The sequence below is a fragment of the Bacillus sp. FSL R9-9497 genome (genome assembly GCF_038005805.1).
Classification (GTDB): domain Bacteria; phylum Bacillota; class Bacilli; order Bacillales; family Bacillaceae_G; genus Bacillus_A; species Bacillus_A cereus.
On sequence record NZ_JBBOTY010000003.1, the window covers coordinates 1 to 16,760 of the forward strand.

The window sequence follows — 16,760 nt, forward strand, 5'->3', positions numbered from 1 at the left end:
TGAAGATACAGTTTCACGAATCTTTTGCACCAATAGGTCCAATTCCCTTTGCACCTCTTCGTTAATCCGAATCACCCCTCGGATAATGTAATTAAATTGACGTTTAAGTATATTATACATGCGTTTCTCTTCTCCCTGCTATTATATATTTTTTTTATTGTTTTCCAACGTTTTGCAATGCTTGAGAACATTCGTATACCTGCTTGAATTCTTATAAGGGGCTACCGTCTGCACTACTATTCCCTCTTTTACCTATTAAAACAATATATGGTACAAGCTTTTTCCCTTCTGCAATATTGATAATAATGCTCATTATAGATATCCCCCTAGTTTTATTCTGAAAGTGTATTCCCTAAGTTTCTTAGATATGAGATTGATAAATTTGTAATCCTATGTACGGTGTACAAGTCAAATGAGTGCATCAATAGTATCGATGCAGCATGAATAACTCCTTCCTCCTGCACAATGGAAATAACATATTGAAGTAAATTCGCCTGCTTAATAAGTGTATGTATATATACTGGATGGGCATTTGAATCTATATAAGTATCATTCCTCTGGCCTTCAAGTGCTTCATATATTTGATTTATCTCTAATTTGCACATAAATTGAAATAGCTTATAGTCATGATGCGATTCCTCTAATATTGGCTTAGCCTTTTTAAGCAGTAACATGTAATGTTTAATATTTGTAAGCATTGCGAATTGGATAGTTTTAAATGTCATCATAAAAAAAGAAGAAGACATCATAATATGCCTTCTTTACGCCCCCTTAGATATTTATTTTAGAAACCTTACCCCACTTAATTTATACTCTTTGCTAATTCTTGTTACTGATTAATCACCTGCAAATATGGACTTTGGATGAATACAGTAAAAGTTAGTTACCCTATTTCTATTTTTCCTATTTCTATGAATTTATTCAAAAAAGACATTGAACCAGGTTGTCCAATGCCTTCTCTCTTCTTACATATTTGTGTACTCGAAGTACAATTTTTCCGGCTTTCCATACTTATTAATTTCATTCTGATATACAGCAGCTAATTGCTGTGACATTTCAATGCTCTCCATATAAGATAATGAAGTAACTGCTTCTATTTTTTCTTTAATGTTATTAGGAAGAACTGAATAAGATAAGCTATTCATCTTACTCCCTAATTTAGTTTCTGTAGCAGCTTCATAATAAATCTCAGTAATTACAACTTCATTATCATCTGGATCGTACATATACCCTCGGTTAACTGTAATCATATTATATGACTCCTCTCTGGTTTACAAATCCTAATCTCTAGTGTTTTTAGCATTGCAACAAGTACCCTACTTCTATATACATTCTCTAGTTTTTAATTTTTATATTCCACTCTGTATCTAGTTTACTATGAATTAGAAATTAATCTCTTTCTTTTATGTCAAATTCAAAAATCTTTAACAATAATAAGAAATGCTGTAAACCTAGTGCTGTTATTCACATTAAGTTTTATTTGTATTACCTGTGTGCTTAACTTTTAAACATTGAGGTACCTTACACAATCGCAGACAGGATATGTTTCTGTTAAATAAAGGCCCATTGTTTCATGGTTATTATGAGTACTAATAACTCTCATATTCTTTTTCTTATGCCATACTTTGTAAAATTCCATATAATCTCTCCTCTAAATGAAACAAAAAAGCACAATAGGTGTACTTTTTTATTTCGCATATTATTAGCCCCGAAGGTCTACGTACAAGTAATTCCAAACTTAAAGACAACACAAAAAGGGCTTCTTTAAGTCGATTAAAAACGTGCATAGCAAAATAAGCTATATATACACTAATCGGCTCAAAGAAGCCCTTTCACAATTGAAACAAGACACAAAACTTGCTTCTACAACTCAACCACAACACAATAAGGTGTGGGAATAAACGGAATCAATTAAACAATAAATATAAGTTTATATTAATCTATTTTCATATAATATTCAATTGTTTTTAATGGAATGAAGATAAGAAGGGACCTTCTATGCAGTTGTTATATGTATTAATAATAGCTCCCTGGTTTCTCCTGCTGAAAATCCCCTCTTATTTTCAGTTCTTAGTATTAGTCCATGTACTGCATTTCAAAATATAGTTTTTCTGGCTTTTGATTTTGGTCTAAATAACAAAGTATTTCTTGAATCATTTTTTCTTTTACTTCTATACTTTCCATATAAGACATACTTGTGTTTTCTTGGATCTTTTCAAAAATAGAAGTAGGTAGTTTGTCTGCAGCAAACACACCTATTTTGCTGCCTAATTTTTGTTCAGATGCAGCGTTGTAGAAAATTTCGTTCACAATGACCTCATTATCATCTGGATCGTACATGTAGCCTCTTTGTATACGTAGCAATGTGTTACCCCTTTCTTATATATTCCTTTACGCGAAGAAATATATTTATATATATTGTTTTTTCTGTATAAAGGTGTCAAAGAATATTATTTCGTAAAATCCGTACTTTGTATAGAGGTAGATACAGGATTATTAGTTTTCTTAATTCTTTTTTGAATATTGCGTCTTTTTTAAACATTTCTTAAAAAAAGAGAAGCTCATATTCTTTTACGAATGGCTTCTCCGAGAAAATGTTACTCCTTTCTTTTTAAACAAAGTTACACCCACCACATCTGTGAAGGACTTTCCTCAATTAAAATAGATTGAAGATTCTTTGTGGCACGTTTAAATCCTTCTTGAATAGACATGAGTGGATCTTCGTGTTCAATACTTACAACATAATCATATCCATATGTACGAAGTGCACTCATCATTTGCGACCATTCATCTAAGCTATGGCCACAACCAACAGAACGGAACGTCCAAGCTCTTGTTTTCACTTTACTGTAAGGCTGCATGTCTGTTAAACCATACATATTCACATTTTCTTGATCAATGTAAGTGTCTTTTGCATGAAAGTGATAAATTGCATTTTCTTTCATTAATAACCTAATAGCAGCGATAGGGTCAATTCCTTGCCACCATAAATGGCTAGGGTCTAAGTTAGCACCTATTGCATCACATGTCTCTTCACGTAGTTTTAGTAATGTATATGGTGTATGTACTAAGAAACCACCGTGAAGTTCTAAACCAATTTTCACACCATGTTCTTGTGCAAATTCACCAACTTGTTTCCAATAAGGAATGAGCTTTTCTTCCCATTGCCATTTTAAAATATCGTTGTATTCATTTGGCCATGGTGCAACAGGCCAATTCGGGTATTTTGCGTTTTCATGGTCACCTGCTACACCTGAAAAACAATTCACAACAGGTACGTCTAGTAGTGAAGCGAGTTGAATGGTTTTTAACAATGTTTCATGGGATTCTTTTGCAAAAGCAGTATCCGGGGATAAAGGATTTCCGTGACAACTAAAAGCGCTAATGATTAAATCTCTTTTTTGTATATGTTCTATATATGTGCTTCTGACTTGTTCGCTTTCTAATAATAAATCTAAGTTACAGTGCGATCCTCCAGGATAACATCCTGTACCAATTTCTACAGCATGCAAACCGGCTGCTTGTACGTAATCTAGCATTTCTTCAAACTCCATATGAGAAAAAAGTGTTGTAAATACTCCTAATTTCATTTATCTTCCCGTCCTTTCTACATGTGTGTTACTACTCTCGTAAATTGCATCAATAATTTGTGATACTTGCAGCGATTCCTCAGGTTTTACAATTAATTCCTCGTCGTATAAGCAAGCTTTTATAAAGTTTTCAGCTTGCAAAATTCCAGCATCACTGTTAGATCCTATCCAAATAGGTTCACTATTTAATAGCATATTATGTTTTGTTGTATATAATTCAATTGGAAAAACATTCATTCCACCGTTTACTCCGGAAATACTTACTTGTTCTTCATCATTTTTAATATTTGCTGCCCAAGAAGTTTCAAATATTAATGATGCTCCATTTTCAAACTTTATGTATGCGGTAACATGATCATCAACTTCAAATGTTCTATAATCATATTTCCCCCACATGTTTATTTGATTTGGTAGCTTACTAACTGCATTATAGACACTACCAATGACTTCTGTTTGTTTTGGATTTCCAATTAACCATAGTGCTAAATCAAGAAGATGACAGCCGTAATCTATTAAACTTCCTCCACCTTGTAATTCTTTATTTGTGAAAACGCCCCATCCTGGCACTTTTCGGCGACGGAGTGCCTTTACACGAACAACAAGAGGCGTTCCAATCTCATCTATCATCATTTTTTTTGCAACTTGTGACTCCTTCATGTAGCGATAATGATAAGCGATAGCAAGTTTTTTACCGCTGTTTTTTGCAGATTCTATCATTTGTTCACATTCTCTCGCTGTTAAAGCCATCGGTTTTTCACATAATACATGTTTCCCTGCTTGTAATGCTGCGATAGAAATCTCAGCATGAAACTTATTTGGTGTACAAATACAAACAGCGTCAACTTCTTTAAAGACTTCCTCATACGTTTCAAATACATAAGGAATGTTATATGTTTCAGCGGTTTGTTTTGCGCGTTCTATGTTTCTATCATGTATAGCCGTAATGGTACAATATTCATGTAACTTTACAAATGCAGGGATATGGCGACCTTTTGCAATTCCTCCGGTCCCTATTATTCCAATGCGTAGTTTCTTCATGTCTTCACCTTTTCTCATAATGGAATTGTAACAATTTGTTTTGTTTCACTTGATTGTATGGCTGCTAAAATGACTTCTAACGATTTCATTCCTTCTACGCCATTAATTAACGGCTCTTTATCAGAAAGAATGGACTCTACAAACCGCTCAATCACATGTGAATTACTTTGACTAACTGCAGCATTCGATTGAATTTTATCAAGCTCATATTTTACAACTTCACCATTTTTATATTGAAGAATGAGTGAGTAAGTTGGATCATCTTCCAGGCGAAGAGTGGCCTTTTCACCATAAATAATTGTTGAATTATCTTCTTTGCTAACGTAAGACCAACTTGCTGCAAGTGATCCGATAATACCACTTTCGCTTTTCAACACACATACTGCACAATCATCTACATTCGAAAATGTTTTTGCGCTCGTCTCAACAAAGGCGCCAACTTCTGTAATTTCTTCATTCAGGATATACCGAATTAAATCGGCTTTATGTACACCTAAATCACCCATTGCACCAAGAAACGCTTCATCTTTTTTAAAGAACCAGCTCTCTTTTCCGTCTACACTCCAATTTTCAGGACCACTATGACCAAATGCTGTACGGAAGCTATATATTTTTCCGATTTCTCCATTTTCAATCAACTGTTTTGCCTTTTGGTGAGAAGCGACAAAGCGCTGGTTATGACCAATCATTAACTTTTTACCGTTTTTTTCAGCAGCATCAATCATCTTTTGCGCGTCTTTTTTTGACGTCGCCATTGGCTTTTCACATAGTACATGAATGCCTGATTGTAAAGCAGCGATAGAGATTGATGCATGTAAATCATTTGGTGTACAGACACTCACTGCATCTAACTCTTCACAATTGATAAGCTCGTTAAAGTCAATGTACATATTTACACCATATTTATTGGCAATTTCTTTTGCGCGTTGTTTATTACTGTCACAAACAGCTACAATCTGCACATATGGGTTTGCTTGGTATTCTGGTAAATGACGATACTGCGCGATGCTTCCGCAGCCAATAACACCTACTTTTAAAATATTCACTATCATATCCCCCTTTTGCTCGATTTGAAATTATTATAGAAATTTATTCAATTAAAAAATATGCCATATATCGTTATGTTTATATCATAAGTTGCCTTTTTCTATTAGAAATAAGGCAACTTACTTATCGTATTTTGATAAAGGTGTTATATTGCTAACAAGGAGGTGTAAACGTTTATGACAGAAGGGATTTATAATAAACTTACTGAAGCAATTGAAGAAAAGGTCACTTATCAAAATCCATTACTATTTTTAAAGGTATGGGACATTGTTATGGAAACTTCTTATTATGATCAAATTGAGAGTGCCCCTTGGCATTATCATGAAGAGATTGAGTTTTTAGCAATTATAGAAGGATATTTAGGTATACAAAATAAAGATAAATATATTGTTCTTGGTCCTGGAGATGTTTTTATTTTGGGGAAATCCGAGTTGCATCGGTCACATAAAGCTTCTGCAGATTCGTTACACTACATTGTGTTTCAAGTAAATTTAAAACAACACTTTGACCGAAGCATTATACAATATTTACATTGCTTTTCAGAACAAACAAAATCTCTAAATGAGTTAAACTATATTTTTGAACAAAATAAAGTGGTAAAACATGAGGCTTATGCTCTTATTATAGAAATCTTTACAGAATCAAAAAAGAAAATAAACGGATATGAAATCGCAATTAGTGCTGCCATTAAGAAATTACTTTTAATACTAGTAAGAAATGATACACATAACATTTTAAATTATAGTGAACAAGACGACTTGGCTCGTTTAAAACCCGTACTTGATTATGTAGAAGATCATATAGGAGAAAAGATAACCGTAACCAAAGCATGTGCATTAATAAATTTAAGCTATCATTATTTCATAAAATACTTTAAAAGAATTATGGGTATTTCCTTTTTGGATTATGTGAATTATAAGCGCATCAAACAAGCAGAAAGTTTATTAATAACAAGTGACCTTAGTATTTCAAATGTCGGATGTGAAGTTGGAATTGCAAACATGTCACAGTTTTATAAGTTGTTTAAAAAAGAGAATAACTGTTTACCAAAGGAGTTTAAACAGCGAATACAAAGCAGTAAACAAGCCACCCTTAAAAGAAATTAATAGCTTGTAAGGGTGGCCTAGTGTGTTGAGAATAGCTTTGTATTTAATTGTTTAATCTCCCCTTCTGCAAGGGGCTGGTAAAATGCATGTTGTAATCCTTGTATATGTAAGGTTTCTCCTATACACAACAATACTTTACCAGGGAGCAGGTCGAGTAATAGTTCATTATTAATTTGCTTTGCTTGTTTTTCAGTAGAAACATAAATAACTAAGATAGTAGGATTATTTCCAAAACCCCGCATAATAATATCTTTTCCTGATTCTACAAAAGTTTTCCATCTAGCAATTATTCGTTTTAATCGGTCTTTTTTATCAGATAACAAGGTAGAGTATACAACGAAATTTAATTTACGTTCTTCCCCGCCGTTTACTATAAAACTTAAAGGAGGGGTAAAAACCCCTTTATTAATGGATGGATGCATAATATGTCCTAAAAAGGATGAAGCATAACGCAGGTGGCAAAGTAGGTCTATATCATGCCAATAACGTAGGTGAACATATTTACCATGATTATCAATTCGTTCTGGAGCAAAGAAGAACATATTTCCTTGCCAGTATTTTAAGAGTTTATAGCCATTATCGGATAACGTATATGTTTCTTCAAAGATCTCCATATCAAAAATATCTACTTGCCATTTCTCAATTAGACGATAATAAAGTAATCCTTGAAGTGCATCATTTATTTTCTTACGTGAATATTTACTTTTGAATAAATATAATAAATGATTGAATCTAACGGACATATGCAAACCAATGAAAGTGAGTAATGCATATTGTTCTTCTGTTAAACGCTGCTTAAACTTAACTAATTCTTCATAAGAGTGGAATACATAGGTTTTATCCAAATCATGTATCCGATATATTTGAAGTCCTTGTACATCCTCACTTGATAAATGAGGAATAGAAGGGATATAAGTAGACATTTGTTTCTCTATTGTACGCATAATCATCCATTAAAATTGGTAAATTGACGAATTAGATTTTTTACTCTGGCCTTGCGGATAATTTAGGATACGTACGGTTCCTCTTCTATTTTTAGCATCAATATTAAGCAGCTCACATGTAACGATTGTTTGGTTAATTGCATCTTCTGGAGTTGGATTAGCAAGGTTACGGCTCTTTAGTCCTTTAAATTGAATACCTGGTGCAACCTCAACGAAAATCCCAGCAATAGCATCAACACCTACAATTTTACCTACAAAGCGGTCACGGCGTTTGTTTAATTCTAATAGTTTCTCCATTGGATCTGTTTCTAATATTTTTTTATTTCCCCTAAACTCATAGCGCCCATTCTTTTCTACTACTTTATCAATGATAAGCTCTACAACATCACCAATAATAATATCCTCTGAGCGAACGAATGAATGGGACCATTGCGAGTATCGTACTCCTACTGTCACACCATGAACTTCAACCAATACAGTTTGTGCAGATGGAATATGTCCAGAAACGTTTCCTGTATATACCTTATTTCCCTCTTGTGTTTCTACTTCTTCATATAATCTTTTTTGAAGTGCTAATTCCCCTGCTGTGATAGATACAACAGCAAAGTTGCCTTCCTCAGTTTTCTGGAAGTGTTCAATAATAACAGGTTTAGTTCTACCCACTAACCATTGAGGATTTTTAGGAATGTTTATACCTGCCTCTGTAATTGGACAATATGCTGTTGTATGAGAACCAATTTGCATTGTAAGTACTTGTATACGCTCAGACTTTCCGTTTTTAGTCGGGAATAGTTTTTCGGATACGACTGTAATTAAGCCTTTCCCTACAGTGCGTTCACGTTTCATACGTGCCAATTCTTCTAATTCATGTTCACGTACTCGCTCGAATTGATTAAAGTTTGTTTCTAACAGTGTGTCACCTTGTGAATTCTCTGATTCAAAAACCATTCCAAGTTCTTCTACAGTTTGAGTGTTTGTTTTGTCTTCTGCCATTATATTTTCCTCCTAGAACGCAAAAAAGGACACACCTGTACCGTTGGGATGGTACGTAAGGTGTGTCCTTCACGTAAATTATGATTTATTTATATAGTTGTTAATACAAATATAATGGTATTTTTACTCAAATGCAAGAATAATTTTTAAATCATAAGTTTGCTATAGGTTGAATCAAAATCTAGAATACAGTCTTACTAGGGCTCTACTGCCAACATTTCAGAAAGATAACACGCTAAGAGTATGCATAAATTTATACAATTTTTCGGGTAATCCAGTAACAAACGAGAAACCTAAAAACACGATATAATAGGATTGTATAAAAAAATGCATTGCTCCATAGAGCGGAAAAAGAGATTTCCTTGTGAAAGTAGGATTCCTTCTTTTTCTTCTCTACCTATAATGAGACGTTATGTCAACTTATTATGAATACGGTATACATCTTGTTTTTTATTGAATACATCTGAACAAACGAAGTTTTGATTGCCTTGATGACAACTTTTTAACCTTTAAAGGCTAGCATGTTACCTTTTGATCTTTTCCCCTTGTTTTTGGATTGATGGATCGCTGGGGTGAGCGAAGCAAGGAATTAGCCTAATTTAGTATCTTAAAAAATATAAAGTAAATATCTATTCATAAACAGTTGAACTAAGCGGTTTGGCGGATATAATTGCTAGTCCAAGACAAGCAACTCAATATCCCGTTTTTGGTCTGTTCGGCTTGGCGACATTCCAATCCCCGACGAAAAAAGTTTTGCAAGGATGGAGCACAGCAAAAAAAATACGACCTGTTCCTAACGGAACTTTTAGCCCTATATATAAGAGTAAGATAGAGAAAGTAAAAAACTAGTAATACCAAAGATTTACTATCTTATGTTTCTGGACACTTTTACCTAATCTTCCGCTAATTTGATTGTAGGTAAAGACGTTTTCTCATTTTCCTTCTTACTACAATATCTTAGGTAATCATCCAATTATGCATAGACAATCATCGAAAACATAAACAACTAAATATAATATCGAAAAAATACAGTTATAATAAGGAGTGATTATCTTTGCATTATCCATATTATGTACCTTCATTTGGACCTACTCTAAATTCAACTTATGAATATGATGTACCATATCAACAGTATAGAACAAACCCTTGGCATATAGCACCTACTTATGACATAAACCAAGTATCTACAGAATCAGTACCTTCGAGTTATACTTATAGTGAAAGTAGAGATAAGTGCGATGAATGCACATATGAATCTCATCTAGGTTTAAATTATGCATATTCTCCTGTTCCTGATTTTGTGACACATCACCATGAAAAACAAGGAGGGAATAATAACAATGGCACTTATATTTAAGAATGACACTAGTTTAACTTTGTACGTAGCTTTCGCCCACGAGGATCAAAGCTGTGGTGGTAGCAAATGGAGAAAAGTAGGTTGGTATGAATTAGCACCTAGAGGAACGAGAACCGTAAGAACCGGGTCGACCAAAGGGAATTTTTACTACTACGCTGAGGACAAAGACCGTAATCACATATGGTCAGGAAATACCCACACCGAACTCCCTCAACATGGATTCTCTCGGTGCTGGGACGAACCCGGTGGAAGATACCTTGGAATGAAGGTTTTTACGTCCACAACTGATGACTACACAAAGACTCTTTACATTTAAAACCAGGAATTATACAGAATACTATACAAATTTTTGTACTAATACAAAACATTCATAAACCAGAAAAAAAGGCAGATTTCTTGTGGGAATAAGAGTTGACCTTTTTCCTTGATACTAATAACGATCATTATGTAAACACAAAAGTCCTCCATTTAAAAAATCTGGAGGACTTTTGATAGTTTTCTAAGTTATCTTCCAAATACACTCAATCCTAAATAAATCAAACTATAACTAATTAAAGCACTTGCAAGCATCAAACCTATTTTTAATAATTTGTCTTTCATATTAGGCTTTACTTCACTTACAGGTTTTCCCTCTATAAAATCAACTATTTGACGATAAGTTTTTAAATTATGCTCCTTTTTTATGTTTTCAACTTGCTGTAATGAAAACATAAGCAAAATCGTAAGTACCAAAGGTATTATAAGACCATAATAACCAAAAAAGTAAAATACAGGTGCAATAGAAATAGGAAGTAGAATCATTAATGCTAACATGATGTAACTCCACTTAAAGAAAGTTGATTTTTGAAGTTCTTCTTTCATGATCTTTACATCTCCTTTAACTAAATCATCTAGGGAGACATTAAAGAGAATACTCATCATTAGTAAATTATGAATATCTGGATAATTCCTTTCATTTTCCCAGTTAGAAATAGATTGTCTGGAAACATAAATTTTTTCTGCTAACTTCTCTTGGGACATGTTATCCCGTTTACGAAAGTATTGTATCTGTTTACCGATGTTCATTTATACATCTCCCTTAAGTTTGAGGTTAAGTTAAAGGCTAATGAAAGACTACCAAATGTCTTTATAATAACGTGATTTTAAGGTGTAAAAATGTTTTATCATGCAATTTCCGCTTTATTTTTACTTCCTACAACGATAATTATATAAATAAGCTGCCTATATGGGCAGCTTATTGTATTTTTGGCTTAGTGTGATTTTTTTTCGCAATACTGGCGATATTCCTACTAGATTTAATTTGAGGTTTACAATCTATTAATCAAAGAAATTATTCAACTCTTTACTCATAACGTTCGATGTTTTTTGCTTTGGTTTCTCAATTTTATTAAGCAGAGACTGCGAAGTGTTTTTCTTATTTTTTTGCTGAGATTTTAAGTGCTCTTGGCGTTCTTTGTAACTCATAGGTTTATATTCTTGTTTCTTCTCATCATTTTTCGAATGATCTTCTCTATTTTTTTCTAAGTTTTCTTGAACTGTAATACTAATAGATTCGTAAACTTTTGCTACATCTTCATCAAGCTTATTTTCTTCCGTATGATTAAGCGTTTCTGCGATTGGGATCGTGTTGATTTCTACATACGTTTCGTCTGACTCTGTTTTTGTAACTGGAATTGAAGTAGATTCTATATTTATTTCTGCAGTTTCTATTATTGGAACGGGAAGTCCATCTGATGGGAATTCTTCTAGCAGTGGTTCAGTCTCATCGGGAATCCTGGAATGAATGATGGAATCCGTATTCCAATCTTGCTCTAGCATAGTAATAGACAATTCTTTGTTTAGTTCTGATACCTCCATGTTTATTTCATTGCAATCATCCATTAGAGGTGATTCTATATCTATGACTTCCTCTATTACTTCGTTTATGACTGGTTCAGTTATTGCAGTGCTTACACTTTCTATATGTGTTTCCTCTTGTACGGTTTCTTTGTCTTCGCTTGGAATCGCTACTTCCTGTGTAATAGTATTATCAGAAGTATGAGTAGTATTAGCACTCGGTTCTTCTGGTATACTACTACTATTTGAAATTAATACTTTACGAGGACCATCCCCTGTGTAAGAACTTACAACTAGATTTTGTTCTAACTTCTCAATACATTGCATAGCTTTCATATAGCCAATCTTAAATTTTCTTTGCAGAATAGATGGTGAGACTTGTTGCGATTCAATAATAAATTCCTTAATATCTTCATACAACTTATTTTCAGCCTCATCATCAATATCTACCTGGTGGCTCATAGCTGCAGAATCATTAGTTAGAATTTCATTTTGGGACTTGTGTTCCTTATAATCTTCCAATGATACAATGTGTTGTTGCTCTTCGGTTGTTTCTATAGAGCTATTTTGTTTCATCTCATCCTCTTGTATAGTTGGCAAAGGTTGTATTTTTTTCATGTTCTCTGCGTCTACATGTTTCATAGGATTTGCTTTTGCAATAGATTCATTAATAAGACGAAGACGTTCATTTTCCCAATATTGGCCTGTTCGCTCCTCTACCTGTATGAGTGCATGTGCGAATTCTTCTTTAGGTACAAAGTTACTTGTAATTTGTTGGACAGGTTGCACATGGTTGTCTTGTACAATACGCGCAGCACAGATGAATGCACCTTGTCCCATAATATCTCCTGGTGACATAACAACTTCTTTTGCTTTCTGATAAGTTGATCCTAGTCGACTAACAGGGTTGTCCTGCATAGGTGAAATACCTTGTTCAGATTCTGCCTCTTTAAATTCTTCTTTTTCACCAAACATATCTGAAAAGATTTTTGCGTCATATGGTGTTACATCTCCAAATATCATTTTATTACGGAATGAGCCTAGTAAGGTAAACATGTATTGCTCTGTGAAGTCGAGAGCTAATTGAGATAGTGTTTGGCTAGCAATTGTTAGAATTACTTTATATTTACGTGATTGTGCAGGGAATTCTTTAAACGGCCGAACAACATAATCCGGGAACTCATCCACAATAATGTGATGGTAAGGCGAGACGTTCGGTTCCCTACGGAATACCGCATTCTGCATACTCAGCAATACAAATTTTCCTAATACGTTTGAAAGGTCTGCTAATTCCCCTTTCGCAGTATTAACAAGTAGAATACCACCCTGCTCTAAATGGACATCGAAATCAAAATCGGATTTCCCAAACAAAACACGACGTATTAAAACGTTTGAAGCTAAATCTTTTAAGATGTTGCGTAAACCTTTTACATATTCTTCTTCTCTGTCATAATGCATCGGTTGTCCGCGGTATTTTCCTGATTTATAAACTGCTGGTTCCCCTTGAAAATCCATCTTTTCACGAATAGTATTATCAAACCACTCGTCAATTCCTTTTATAATCTTATATTCGTTTTTTTGGTCACGTGAAGCAGCTCCGGTTTGAACAAAATCATATAACTTTTCGACCTGTACCTTTAATAGTTTATGCATACGGTGAACACGTTCTACATCGTCATACATCTCAATCAAATCGTCGAAGGTGACATCTTTTTGTGGATTATGCAGTTTTAATAAGTAGATATGTTGCTTAAGGTGGTTACGCTGCGCTTGTTCAAAGAATGCATTGTTAGATTCAGACAAACCTTGAATAACCATTGCGAAAACTTCTGCTACTTTATCAACCGGCCCACGCAGAATGTTTATATTTTTGGTATCAGGATTGGTTGGATCAATGTAGTAAACCGAGCTTGCAGGAATCTTATGTGCTTGAACTAATTTATATACCTTTTGACATAAATCATTACTGGGTTCAATAACAGTGACACCATTTAAAAATGTTCCTTTTACTTCTTCTGTATCATAATCGTTCTTTTTATACGCAGTTTCGAACTTATTTATGAAACGCACCATCCAGTGTAAATCTTGATTTATCATAGGAATAATTAAACTTGATGTTTTACCAGAACCAATTGGACCAATAATGATACCATTTAACGTTCTATCTTTCCCCTTAATCCGAACCATTTCTTTATGCTCAATATGCGGTCCAATTTCCACATCAGGGTATATTTGTTCTTCTTGGCTATTAAACCATTTTTGTAACTTGTGATTTTTATATTCGTATTTTTGTACCCACTTTAATATTTCTTCTCTGTAACGAACAATATGACCACTATACCAAAGTGTAAACAAGATCATAAAAACTGTAGGTAAAAAGACAAAAATCATAGTGAGTGTGTGAAAATTCCCTGTTAAAACATGACCTATGGCCTCATACTCCCCAAAATTAACATGCTTTGATTTATCTGTAAGATACGGAATAACCTTTGCATGGATCGGAGCAGTTGCAAACCATAAAAATTGAATATCAACTGCAATATGAGAAGCAATCAAAATTATTAATTTCCCATTCTTCACATGCAAAGCAGGAATACGGCTGTAAAACCTAAAACTGAATTCTCCTAAAAGCAAAGAGAAGAACATTAAAATAAGCGGTACATATGTAATTTCTATAGGATAAGACGGTGGTTCAAATGCATAGTAGAGTAACTTGATGTAGTTTACTAAACCGAATCCAAATGAAAGAATAAAGCCGCTAATCAAGCCGATTGTAGTAAATAACGGTAATCGTTGTTTAAATGTCTGCATATAGGCTCACCTACCTCTTACAGATATAATTGAGCTTTATGCTTAAACTTGAATCGATTATTGAATTCTGGTTGGAATAATTCCTTGGATTTTTCAAAAAAGAATTTTGCTGCGTCTTCAGTTTGTTTTAAATATAAATCAATACTATCTCTATCACAGAGTTGGTTATATTCTTCTTGGGAAAGTACTGCAATATTTACTTCTATTTTTTTATTTGTTGCTGTTTCAATGATTACATCATACCAGTAGTAATTCGGTTTTCCTGGGATTTGGATATCTTGTAGAGAAACGCTAAACGTTGCGCCCTCTTCTGTCATATGTTTGAGGACTAGTTCAGGGTTTTTAAACGCTTCTCTAGCAGAGAGCACTCCCCCAGTTGTAGTAGTTGCATATTGTAAATCCATTTTGATTTTCCACCTTTCTCCATATAAAAAAAGGCAAGCGACACCCACTGTAAAAACAGCGTGTGTCGCTTGCCTTAATTTCATATGTTCTGATTTGATTGTAGTTTTTTGTGTTTAGTTCAAACGTAATTCTATCACCTTAAATAATAAAAATCAATAAAATTGTATAAAAGTATATAAAAAACAATGGATTAATATAATTCTACAAGTTTGCGTCTTTTCGGGTGTATGTTATTTGCAGTACGTACCATGATTTGTTCATCCGCATTAATAGTAACACTTTCATTTTGGAGCGATAGAAGTAGCACATTGTCATAAGTGTCCATTAAAAGTATATCTCTAGCCTTTTTACGCTTTGGATAGATCACAACAAGTGGTACCCCCTCATCACCTTCTCTTCTTGAAAACACAACATCGTCTAATCTAGCAATCATTCGGTAATCATTTTCATTCCCAAAAATAAAGAAGAAATCTTGCATAGCCTCTTTATCTCTCCGATACGTTCGTCTAAGACCACCATCTATTGTTTCCTTAAATGTTTGAACTTTTTCAACAAATGCGTAACGCCAATCGGCATCTCCTACTGTACGTTGAGATAAAGGTAAAAGAATATCCTGTTCAAAGTTTTGATTATCATCTATTCCTAGAATGATATCTGAAATAACATCTCCAGCTTCTTTCAAAGAGCAGATGTACATATTTAGATTTGGTTGATTCATTAAAAGTTCATGATGCTCTCGCATAGAAAATAAGAGATTTTTCATGCGTACGTATGGTGGTTCTGCATCTTCCACAAGGAACATCGACTTGTCATACATTACAAAAACAACAGTTATATTCTTAGTGTTTTTTTGTGCATATTCAATATACTTCTCCACCTTTTCAACTAAGGTAGCATTGGTTTCTTTGCACATATCCATTTCAATGTAAATATTTTTGTCTTTATATGAAATGTGTTCATCAGGAATTAAGAGTAAACCTGCATCTTCAATTTCTGTTTTCTTTTGCTTTTGATGATATGAGCGAATATCTAGTTCACTTAATATCTTATTCGTATTGGTCTTTTTCGAGGTTTCTAAAAGCGTGCGTACTAATATTTCTCGTGAGCAGAGTGTATGCAGTGAGATTGAAGAAGAATATCTACGTTTTGAAGAACCTTTAGGAATCCTTCCTATTTCTTGAAGGTAATCAACCATTCTATCTTTTAAGGAGAATGTTGCACGTCTGGTTATACTATCATCTCTTTTATCAATTTTCTTAGTTAGGATAGCACCATATTTTGAAAAACGATTAAGCTTTGTAAACACACTATCCTCAGAAAAATCCCTACCTTCAAATGCACTATAAAGCTGAGTAATTTGTCGTGTAGTAAGATGCCTTTTGTAATATAAAAATGTGAATACAAATATATCAGCCTCTTTTAAACGAAAAGATTTCTGTGTGCCTTTACTTGTATATTTATACGTTTTACTTTTCATTATATGCAACTCCATAACTCGAATTTATTTTCAATAAATAACAACCATTTCTATATATCTTATTACAGTAAAATTTAGTTGTAAATTATTAAAAGTTTAAACTGAATTTGCGCTAATCTAGATACTAAAACTCGTACGCTGAAGTTTGGATTACTT

General features: G+C 33.6%; 15 protein-coding genes and 1 pseudogene. 3 read left to right on the top strand and 13 right to left on the bottom strand.

The window, feature by feature from the left end:
- The 7 genes and pseudogenes from MKY21_RS30255 to MKY21_RS30285 form a co-directional block, all read right to left on the bottom strand.
- Positions 1–120, bottom strand: a pseudogene (locus tag MKY21_RS30255) (nucleotidyltransferase domain-containing protein); the annotation flags it as partial.
- Between the two features lie 212 nt (positions 121–332).
- Positions 333–728 carry a hypothetical protein gene (locus MKY21_RS30260; protein WP_341078743.1) on the bottom strand — a complete coding sequence of 132 codons (396 nt, stop codon included), beginning with the start codon at positions 726–728 and terminating at the stop codon, positions 333–335.
- Between the two features lie 237 nt (positions 729–965).
- Positions 966–1,250, bottom strand: coding sequence for a hypothetical protein (locus MKY21_RS30265; RefSeq protein ID WP_098392628.1), 285 nt, complete (start codon positions 1,248–1,250; stop codon positions 966–968).
- 826 nt (positions 1,251–2,076) lie between these two features.
- Entirely contained in the window at positions 2,077–2,340 is a 264-nt protein-coding gene (locus MKY21_RS30270) for a hypothetical protein (RefSeq protein WP_098506337.1), read from the bottom strand.
- A gap of 281 nt (positions 2,341–2,621) precedes the next feature.
- Entirely contained in the window at positions 2,622–3,590 is a 969-nt protein-coding gene (locus tag MKY21_RS30275) for a sugar phosphate isomerase/epimerase family protein (protein WP_341078499.1), read from the bottom strand.
- Positions 3,591–4,628, bottom strand: coding sequence for a Gfo/Idh/MocA family protein (locus MKY21_RS30280; protein ID WP_422666925.1), 1,038 nt, complete (start codon positions 4,626–4,628; stop codon positions 3,591–3,593). It abuts the gene before it with no gap.
- 14 nt (positions 4,629–4,642) lie between these two features.
- Positions 4,643–5,674, bottom strand: a complete 1,032-nt coding sequence (locus MKY21_RS30285; protein ID WP_098286947.1) for a Gfo/Idh/MocA family protein — start codon at positions 5,672–5,674, stop codon at positions 4,643–4,645.
- A 177-nt stretch (positions 5,675–5,851) separates the two neighbouring features.
- Here MKY21_RS30285 and MKY21_RS30290 point away from each other — a divergent pair, with 177 nt between their 5' ends.
- Entirely contained in the window at positions 5,852–6,781 is a 930-nt protein-coding gene (locus tag MKY21_RS30290) for an AraC family transcriptional regulator (RefSeq protein ID WP_000134678.1), read from the top strand.
- A gap of 17 nt (positions 6,782–6,798) precedes the next feature.
- Here the strand turns inward: MKY21_RS30290 and MKY21_RS30295 are convergent, their stop codons facing one another.
- Together MKY21_RS30295 and MKY21_RS30300 are read right to left on the bottom strand one after the other, a co-directional pair.
- Entirely contained in the window at positions 6,799–7,725 is a 927-nt protein-coding gene (locus MKY21_RS30295; RefSeq protein WP_098209433.1) for a hypothetical protein, read from the bottom strand.
- 9 nt (positions 7,726–7,734) lie between these two features.
- Positions 7,735–8,718, bottom strand: a complete 984-nt coding sequence (locus MKY21_RS30300; protein WP_098209432.1) for an RNA-binding protein — start codon at positions 8,716–8,718, stop codon at positions 7,735–7,737.
- A 1,054-nt stretch (positions 8,719–9,772) separates the two neighbouring features.
- Here MKY21_RS30300 and MKY21_RS30305 point away from each other — a divergent pair.
- Positions 9,773–10,075: a hypothetical protein gene (locus tag MKY21_RS30305; RefSeq protein ID WP_176520295.1), complete on the top strand. Its 303-nt coding sequence runs from the start codon at positions 9,773–9,775 to the stop codon at positions 10,073–10,075.
- The gene (locus MKY21_RS31300) at positions 10,059–10,391 is read left to right on the top strand and encodes a DUF1036 domain-containing protein (protein ID WP_001173900.1); all 333 of its coding nucleotides are present in this window, start codon (positions 10,059–10,061) and stop codon (positions 10,389–10,391) included. The genes MKY21_RS30305 and MKY21_RS31300 overlap by 17 nt, the downstream gene beginning before the upstream one ends.
- A gap of 188 nt (positions 10,392–10,579) precedes the next feature.
- On the opposite strand, the gene MKY21_RS30310 is transcribed toward MKY21_RS31300, so the two are convergent.
- The 4 genes from MKY21_RS30310 to MKY21_RS30325 all read right to left on the bottom strand — a co-directional run bounded on the left by MKY21_RS30310 (position 10,580) and on the right by MKY21_RS30325 (position 16,604).
- Positions 10,580–11,140 (bottom strand): helix-turn-helix domain-containing protein, encoded by a 561-nt coding sequence (locus tag MKY21_RS30310; protein WP_097856591.1) that lies wholly within the window; start codon positions 11,138–11,140, stop codon positions 10,580–10,582.
- A 252-nt stretch (positions 11,141–11,392) separates the two neighbouring features.
- Positions 11,393–14,722: a DNA translocase FtsK gene (locus MKY21_RS30315; protein ID WP_341078507.1), complete on the bottom strand. Its 3,330-nt coding sequence runs from the start codon at positions 14,720–14,722 to the stop codon at positions 11,393–11,395.
- A gap of 17 nt (positions 14,723–14,739) precedes the next feature.
- Positions 14,740–15,126: a hypothetical protein gene (locus MKY21_RS30320; RefSeq protein WP_050822368.1), complete on the bottom strand. Its 387-nt coding sequence runs from the start codon at positions 15,124–15,126 to the stop codon at positions 14,740–14,742.
- Positions 15,127–15,317: 191 nt separating this feature from the next.
- The gene (locus MKY21_RS30325) at positions 15,318–16,604 is read right to left on the bottom strand and encodes a replication-relaxation family protein (protein ID WP_341078512.1); all 1,287 of its coding nucleotides are present in this window, start codon (positions 16,602–16,604) and stop codon (positions 15,318–15,320) included.
- Positions 16,605–16,760 lie beyond the last annotated feature (156 nt).